Source organism: Tateyamaria pelophila, assembly GCF_019966495.1.
GTDB lineage: Bacteria > Pseudomonadota > Alphaproteobacteria > Rhodobacterales > Rhodobacteraceae > Tateyamaria > Tateyamaria pelophila.
The window spans coordinates 1-7,375 of sequence record NZ_JAIMIA010000171.1 but is presented as its reverse complement, the minus strand read 5'-3'; the positions used below and the strand labels follow the sequence as shown (position 1 = coordinate 7,375).

7 protein-coding genes and 2 pseudogenes are annotated in these 7,375 nt (G+C 56.0%); 7 read left to right on the top strand and 2 right to left on the bottom strand.

The window, feature by feature from the left end:
- A partial coding sequence (locus tag LC354_RS25285) for a transposase (protein ID WP_223421634.1) occupies nt 1–410 on the bottom strand: 410 nt, incomplete at its 3' end.
- A 54-nt stretch (nt 411–464) separates the two neighbouring features.
- Complete coding sequence (locus LC354_RS25280; RefSeq protein WP_223428737.1) at nt 465–1,118, bottom strand: N-formylglutamate amidohydrolase; 654 nt, start codon at nt 1,116–1,118, stop codon at nt 465–467.
- An 85-nt stretch (nt 1,119–1,203) separates the two neighbouring features.
- Here LC354_RS25280 and LC354_RS25275 point away from each other — a divergent pair, with 85 nt between their 5' ends.
- The 7 genes and pseudogenes from LC354_RS25275 to LC354_RS25245 all read left to right on the top strand — a co-directional run.
- Complete coding sequence (locus LC354_RS25275; RefSeq protein WP_223428736.1) at nt 1,204–2,505, top strand: glutamine synthetase family protein; 1,302 nt, start codon at nt 1,204–1,206, stop codon at nt 2,503–2,505.
- A gap of 72 nt (nt 2,506–2,577) precedes the next feature.
- Nucleotides 2,578–3,774 (top strand): ABC transporter substrate-binding protein, encoded by a 1,197-nt coding sequence (locus tag LC354_RS25270; RefSeq protein WP_223428735.1) that lies wholly within the window; start codon nt 2,578–2,580, stop codon nt 3,772–3,774.
- A 2-nt stretch (nt 3,775–3,776) separates the two neighbouring features.
- Nucleotides 3,777–4,835, top strand: coding sequence for an ABC transporter ATP-binding protein (locus LC354_RS25265; RefSeq protein ID WP_223428734.1), 1,059 nt, complete (start codon nt 3,777–3,779; stop codon nt 4,833–4,835).
- Nucleotides 4,832–5,680 (top strand): ABC transporter permease, encoded by an 849-nt coding sequence (locus tag LC354_RS25260; protein WP_223428733.1) that lies wholly within the window; start codon nt 4,832–4,834, stop codon nt 5,678–5,680. The genes LC354_RS25265 and LC354_RS25260 overlap by 4 nt, the downstream gene beginning before the upstream one ends.
- Nucleotides 5,680–6,480: an ABC transporter permease gene (locus LC354_RS25255; protein ID WP_223428732.1), complete on the top strand. Its 801-nt coding sequence runs from the start codon at nt 5,680–5,682 to the stop codon at nt 6,478–6,480. Before LC354_RS25260 ends, LC354_RS25255 begins: the two co-directional genes overlap by 1 nt.
- Before the next feature lie 222 nt (nt 6,481–6,702).
- Nucleotides 6,703–7,038 (top strand): annotated as a pseudogene (locus LC354_RS25250) (IS5/IS1182 family transposase); the annotation flags it as partial.
- A gap of 93 nt (nt 7,039–7,131) precedes the next feature.
- Nucleotides 7,132–7,296: pseudogene (locus LC354_RS25245) on the top strand (IS6 family transposase); the annotation flags it as partial.
- Nucleotides 7,297–7,375 lie beyond the last annotated feature (79 nt).

The window sequence follows — 7,375 nt, the reverse complement described above, 5'->3', positions numbered from 1 at the left end:
TCAGACAGAGCCGCCCGGTTCTCTGCGGTCGCCAGTCCCTCGGTCTCGAACCGGCCCATCTGCGACGTGGATGCGGCATGCGCATCGACGGCACGGCCACCGACAACCTGGCGCATCACGGGATCGAGCGCGAGACGGTCGGCGTCATTGACGTCCCCGTATCCTGCCAACCGGCCGTAGACCGATTGCCGAAACAGCCCGTCGAGCCGGTGGATCGTGTTCTTGCCACGGCGATTATCGCACAGGGCAGCAGACGCCAGATTGGACAGACCGAGCGCGTCATCAAGCTCGCGCATCACCAGAAGGCCGCCATCCGAACTGAGCTGAGCGCCCCGGAATTCCAGCCGCACGCGAGGGTCAAAATCCACACGATCTGCCCGCTGCAAGCCCGCACCCTCTGGGTGATCCATGAAACACATCCTCCGCAGCAACCAACGCCATGATATATATAGAAAATATCACGTTCAAGACAGCGAAATCAGAGATCTACTTGGGGAATGCGGGATGGTATAGTCTGAACCCGTCTCGATTTCATAAGGGTTGTTTATTCCCAATGGTGCCACGGCCGCGACGCCGGGCAGGTTGACCTTCAAGGTATCGAACAACGGATTGGACACACGCGCAAGAAGGCCAATTGGCCAGGGTCGCAATGCTGCGTCCACATCACGTTGCGGATCGTAGGTGTGAATAGCCATGAGTTGCTTTGCGCCACGGTCCATCGCCTCGGTGACGGCCACATGAAAAGGTGAATGGATTTCGTCCCAGCGCGCCTTGCGTGCGTTTTGCCCGATCTGGTTTCCGGCAATCAATGTCTTGTCGCTGATCACAGGAACAAGATCAGGCGACTCCCACGGGCGGTTGCAATCAATCACCAACCGACTGTAGCGCTGCGCGATAACAGTCGCGTCGAGCCGGTCTGACAAAGCCAAGGCCAGATCAAGCGCGCCGGGGTCCCAGCCGATATGTCGATCAATCTCGCCCGCAGGCAGGCCCAGATCCCCCAATGCCGCAGGAATGGCGCGGCCAGCATGTTCAACCGTCAGCACCCAGTCGGAGTGTCCCGCTTTCAAAAAAACGGGGTCAGGATCAATTTTGGACAATAGGCGCGTTGCCTGCAATTTCCGCTCCCACGTCTGGCCAAAAGGCATTGCTATCCCCAATTACTTTTCACAACATAGCCAGATGGTGCAAGAGGAGGCGACAATGGACGCAGCGTTGACCATGGCCTGTACAAGCGATCTGGCCGGGATGGTGCGTGGCAAAGGGTTCGCCACGGCCGATCTCGAAAAGAAGATTGCGCGCGGTATAGGCTGGACGCCGACGAATGCGCAGATCACCTGTTTCGATACCATCGCGGAATCGCCTTATGGTGCGCTCGGGGATCTGGTTTTATGGCCTGACAAGGAAACGCTGGCGCAGTGCAGTTTGCCGGAAGGCCGGACCATGTCTTTTCTGATGGGCGACATCACGGAACTGGATGGCACGGCTTGGGAATGTTGCACACGGAGTATTCTGAAACGCACTCTCGCCCGCTTTAACGAGGTGAGCGGGCTGGAACTGCGCGCTACGTTTGAGCATGAGTTCATGTTGCCTGGTGGATCCGGCACGCGGGCTTTCTCGCTTCAGGGGTTCAACGAGGTTCAACCTTTCGCAGAGGCTTTGCTGACGGCGTTGGAAGGTGCTGCGATCACGCCTGACAGTTTTCTGCGTGAATACGGCCCTGATCAGTTTGAAGTCACTCTGCCTCCTGCGTCTGCTCTGCGTGCCGCCGACGAAGCGACGTTGCTGCGCGAAATCACCCGTGCCACAGCCAACGCGATGGGGCAGGGGGCAACTTTCTCGCCTTTGACCGGGTCCGAGGTTGTGGGAAATGGCGTTCACATCCATTTTAGCCTTTGGACGACGGACGGCGCGCCGGTGACTTACGATGTCTCGGGGCAAGATGGCCTGTCCAAGCCCGCATCGTCCTTCATCGCCGGTATTTTGCGGCATCTGAACGCGGTCTCGGCATTGACGGCCCCTTCGGCGATCTCGGCCTTGCGCCTTGTACCGCATCGATGGAGCGCTGCGTATAACAACCTTGGGGCGCAGGATCGTGAAGCCGCCATTCGCATCTGCCCGGTTAGCGCACGTGATCCCGATGCCCAGGCCCGGCAATTCAATTTCGAATTTCGGGCGGCGGATGCAGCAGCCAGCCCTTATCTGGCGCTTGCTGCTCTTGTGGGGGCCGGCACCATTGGAATTGAGGAGGGATTGCAAGCGGATCGGGCCACCGAAGAAGACCTTTCGCTGCTCTCGAAGACAGACTTGGAGAACCGAGGTCTTAAACGCCTGCCTGACAGCCTTGAAGCAGCGCTGAAAGCGTTTTCCGCCGACAAGACACTGCTCGAAGCTTTTCCGGAACGCTTCCCTGATATTTATGTTGCTCACAAATTGGGCGAATTGGCGCATGTGGCAGACAGGACAGACAATGAGCGCTTCGCTGAATATCAAACTACGTATTGACTCGCGGAACGTGATTGCGAGAATGCGCTATGCGAATAAATGTTCGCAATACGAACAGGGAGATAACATTCAATGAATAAAGATCGCACTCTTTCGTCACTTGCCGCGCGCAATCCGCTGAGTCGCCCGATGCAACATTCGTCGCACCGGCGAAAATTCCTGCAAGGTGTTGCCGCTGGCATGGCAGCCGCAGCCTTGCCCGGTGGTCTTGCCGCGCAATCCAGTCGACCGCTGTCTCTTTTGACCTGGGACGCCTATGCCGATCCAAATCTCCTCGCGCTGTGGAAAGAACAGACGGGCGTCGACGTTCGGTACGAAATTCACATTTCCGATCCAAGCTCTGTAAACCGTCTGCGCGCAGGTGAGACATCTGTCTGGGATTTCATAAACGTCAATAACCCTTGGGCCCGAAACGTCATGTGGCCCGCCGGCCTGATCAAAGATCTGCCGCGCGAACGGTTCGAGCCGCTGTACGCCGAGATGAAACCCAAATTCCAGATGCCCTACAAATGGGCGATGAGCGAGGATGAAGAGCACCTTCTGGGCATTGTGCAGCGCTATGAAACCTTTGATTTCGTGATCAATCCAGACGTCATTTCGCCTGCTTTGGCGCAGGACGAAGGATGGGATTTGTTCAACAACCCCGATTTTGCCGGTCGCTATGGCATTCTGGCTTATGAGGACTGGAATGTCATGGACATCTGCATGGGCGCAGGCATCCATCCGTTCAAAGAAAAATCTGAAGAAGATATCGCCAAATTCGAAGAGACATGTAAGCGGTGGATCGAGAATGCCGCGCTGATTACTACAGACTTTGTGCAGCTTAATCTTGCCATTCTCAATGGCGAAATTGACATGTATTTCACGGGTGGGACCTATACGACTGCCGCCGCGCGGCTAGAGGGGGTCACAGAACTCTACGCGATTACGCCGAACAGTGGCCCTGCCGATGGCAAAGGTGGCATCAATTGGATCGAGCTTAATTCCGCAGTGAACAACCCGGATTTCCAGGAAGCGTCGTTTGACTGGCTCGAATTCATCACGACTGTGGATGCGGCCGAGTTGGTGGCCCGCGGGAATGGCAATCTACAGCCCGTGAGCCAGATGTCGAACCCGGATCTCATGGCACGGTTCTCATCCGAGGAACTTGCGGCGATCCAGTGGGACGAGTTCGACCAGCGGATTGCGAACGCCGTCGAGTTCGACATCGTGCCAGACTACGACCGTTTGTATGACATCTATTCGGCTGCCATGCGCGAACGGGGTTAAAGGTGCCACCAGACATCGCGAAAAATGACGACCGGCCAGTGATTTTGTCACTGGCCAGTTTGTCAAAGACCTTCGGTACGACCAAGGCTGTCGACGATGTTTCGCTGACAATCCCCGAAGGCGAGTTTCTTACAATTGTCGGACCATCGGGCAGTGGCAAGTCTACACTGGTGCGCCTGCTGGCAGGCTTGGAAACACCCAGCGGAGGTGATCTGTTTCTACGCGAAGCGCGCATCACCGACACGCCTGCCAACAAACGACCCACTGCGATGGTGTTTCAATCGCTTGCCCTGTTTGATCATCGCAGCGTCGGTCAAAACATCGAATTTGCCATGAAGATGAAGGGCGTTCCAGCACTGGCGCGGCGCGCTCGCGCGATGGAGCTTCTCCAACTTGTTCGCTTGCCTGCGGAGTATTATTCCCGTTCGGTGACGCAATGTTCTGGCGGTGAACGGCAGCGCGTGGCCTTGGCGCGCGCCTTTGCTTCCGATCCGGAAATCCTTTTCTTCGACGAACCGCTGTCAGCCATCGACTACCGCCTGCGCAAGACGCTTGAAGTCGAACTCAAGGAACTTCATCAACGCACCGGACGGACCTTTGTCTATATCACCCACAGCCTCGAAGAGGCCATGGTGATGTCCGACCGCATCGCAATCATGCAGGATGGAAGGATTATCCAGACCGGCACACCTGCCCAGATCTATGGCGCACCTGCAAACCGGTTTGTTGCGTCGTTCATGGGGGAAGTGAATATTCTAACCGTCGAGAACAAAGGAGACGGTCAGGCAGCCTTTGTCGAGATCGGCCAGCCTATCGCTAAACCGGGCGGTGCCTATGCCATGGTGCGCCCAGAGGCTCTTGCTCAAGGAGCCGGTGACATCTCAGCTCAATTGACCGTCACCCAACGCCTCATGCTTGGGTCAAGAACGCAAGTGCACCTATCGTCCGAAACTGGTGCGATACTGATATCAGAGATCCCTGGAACCGCACCCGATCTGCTGATCGGAAGCACCCACTCCTTTTCCTTCGCAACACAGGATATCGCATGGATGGAGACATGAACACACGGTCCACGCCTGGTCGCTGGTTTGCAGCCCCAGTCGCTGTATTCATGATGCTGTGCTTTGCAGCACCCATCCTTATCGTGACCTGGTATAGTCTGATGCCGAGTCGAACTTTTGGGCTGACCGGTGATCTGACGCTGGAGAACTACCGGTCTGCTTTCACCGACGGCTACGGCCGCCCATTGATGTGGTCCTTGATGGGTGCTGCGACCACCACTGTTGTGACCGCAATTCTGGCGTGGCCAACAGCTGTGATCCTGCACCGATATGCGGGGAAGTGGGCATCGGTCACGTCAGCCCTTATCGCATTGCCGATATTCATTTCGGAAAGTGTCCGTCTCTTCGGAATGTCCGTCTTTCTGATGCCGCGCGGTGGCATTCTCGCGGGAACGCTCAATGCTGTTTTTGGCATACAGATCGGATCGATTATGAACACTTGGGCCGCCGCACAATTCGGCATGATCTATATCCATCTGCCGTTCATGCTGTTTCCGCTCCTCCTGGGGATCAGTCTGATACCTGCGGATCGCATTGAAGCGGCGCGGGATCTGGGAGCAAACCGCTGGCAATCATTTCGGGAAATTGAACTGCCGTTGGCCGCACCCGGGTTGATGATTGGCGCGCTTTTGACGTTTGTGCTGTGCCTTGGTGCAAACGCCGAAGCGGCCATTCTCGGCGGTCGGGCTGTCACCGTCATCACCGCTGCCATCGAACAGCGCTTTAACTATGCGCAGGATTGGCCAATGGGCGCGGCGCTCACCGTGATCGTCATCGCGGTGACTGCCCTTATCGTGCTGCCGGTTTTATCGCGTCTTGATCTCAACAAGTTGACGGGCCGGTGATGCAGGGACGTCACACGGGCGCATTGCGGGCGCTTTGGATTGTCGCGATACTGGCGTTTTTGTATATCCCGATCATTTCCGTCCTGCTCGCGTCAATGGCCAATACGCGCTATATGCGCTTTCCACACAAAGTCTGGACACTCGATGCTTATCGCGAAGCCATCGCGTCTTTCACAACATGGCAAATCCACTCAATCTCGTTTTGGATCGCCTTTTTCGTGGTGATCTTTGCCGTCATTCTGGGCACGCTTGGCGCAGTTGCGTTTGCCCGCTTTGATTGGCGTGGGCGGAGCCTGTTTCAACGGCTTCTGGTCTTGCCGATCTTTTTTCCGCAACCGGTTCTTGGGCTCGCGCTATTATTATCTCTGAATGCGGTCGGTTTGTCGCCAAGCTGGAAGACGGCAATCCTTGCGCACCTTGTCTGGATTGTACCGATCGTCACATTGATCATTTCCATCCGCTTCTTTGGCTATGATCCTACACAGGAAGAGGCTGCGCGCGATCTGGGTGCAAACAATTGGCAAGTCATCCGAGAGGTCACATTGCCCGCCCTGTGGCCCGGCATTTTTTCCGGAGGGCTTTTCGCGTTTCTGTTGTCCTGGTCGAATTTGCCGCTATCGATCTACACATCCGGACCGGATACACCCCTACCAGTTTGGTTGTTCACGCGAACGGCGACAAACTATTCACCGCTGGTACCGTCGGTTGCGGTGATTGGAACACTGATCTCGGCCTGTCTGGTGATTTCATTTGCGCTCATCGTGCTCGCGATCCGTGGTTTGCAAAGACGGCGAGCTTGATTTGTACATGCCGAACCTTCAACGTGAAGAGGTGCTCTCCTAACACAACACCGTCAGCCTGCCCAACACCCAAAAGTTGGCGACATAACCAACAATTCTCTCTTTCATAAATGCGAGCGCGAGACGCTTTCATGCAACTCGGAAACTCTGCCGAAAGGACCGCAATGGAACTCGATGACCTTGCCAGAGAGTTCGCGCCCGACGTCGATCAGAACAGGGAACCTCGTAACCATTGATGGCAGCCGATTCAAGGCGTTGAATGCGAAGGCCAAGAATTACACGCGTGGCAAACCGCGCCAGAATCTGGGTGAGATTGACAAGCCCATTGAACGGTATCTTGACGAGTTGGATCGCGCCAACGAGGTGTTTGAGCACACCGGTACAGTGATGCCGGAAGCGCGTATGGAGCGGGCTCTCAGAGAGCTGGACCATCTGCAAAAGGAAGCCACCCGCTACACATCAATCGAGAATCGCATGGATGAGACGGGTGAAACGCAGGTCTCAATAAGCGATCCTGATGCGCGCTCCATGGCGACAACACTCCGTATGCCGCGCGTCGCGTAGTATCGCAAACTTTTGGATTTCAGTTGCGTTGCCGGGCGCGTCGGGCCAGACCCCACAATTCCCCGAGACGCAGTCAGGATTGAAGGTTTGATCAGTTTCAAAGGCACGCAGTACCCGAAATCCGTGATCCTGTACGCCGTGTATTTCTACGTCCGATTTCCCGTTTCGTATCGAGACCTTGAAGAGATCATGGCCGAACGCGGCGTGGATTTGGATCATGCAACTCTCAACCGCTGGGTCGAGAAATACGCGGGCGGGTATTGCCAAGTTGTTGGCGGTCGATTGTGAAGGAATAGAATCGGCTGGGTTATGCGGTCATTTCGAGGGTGTA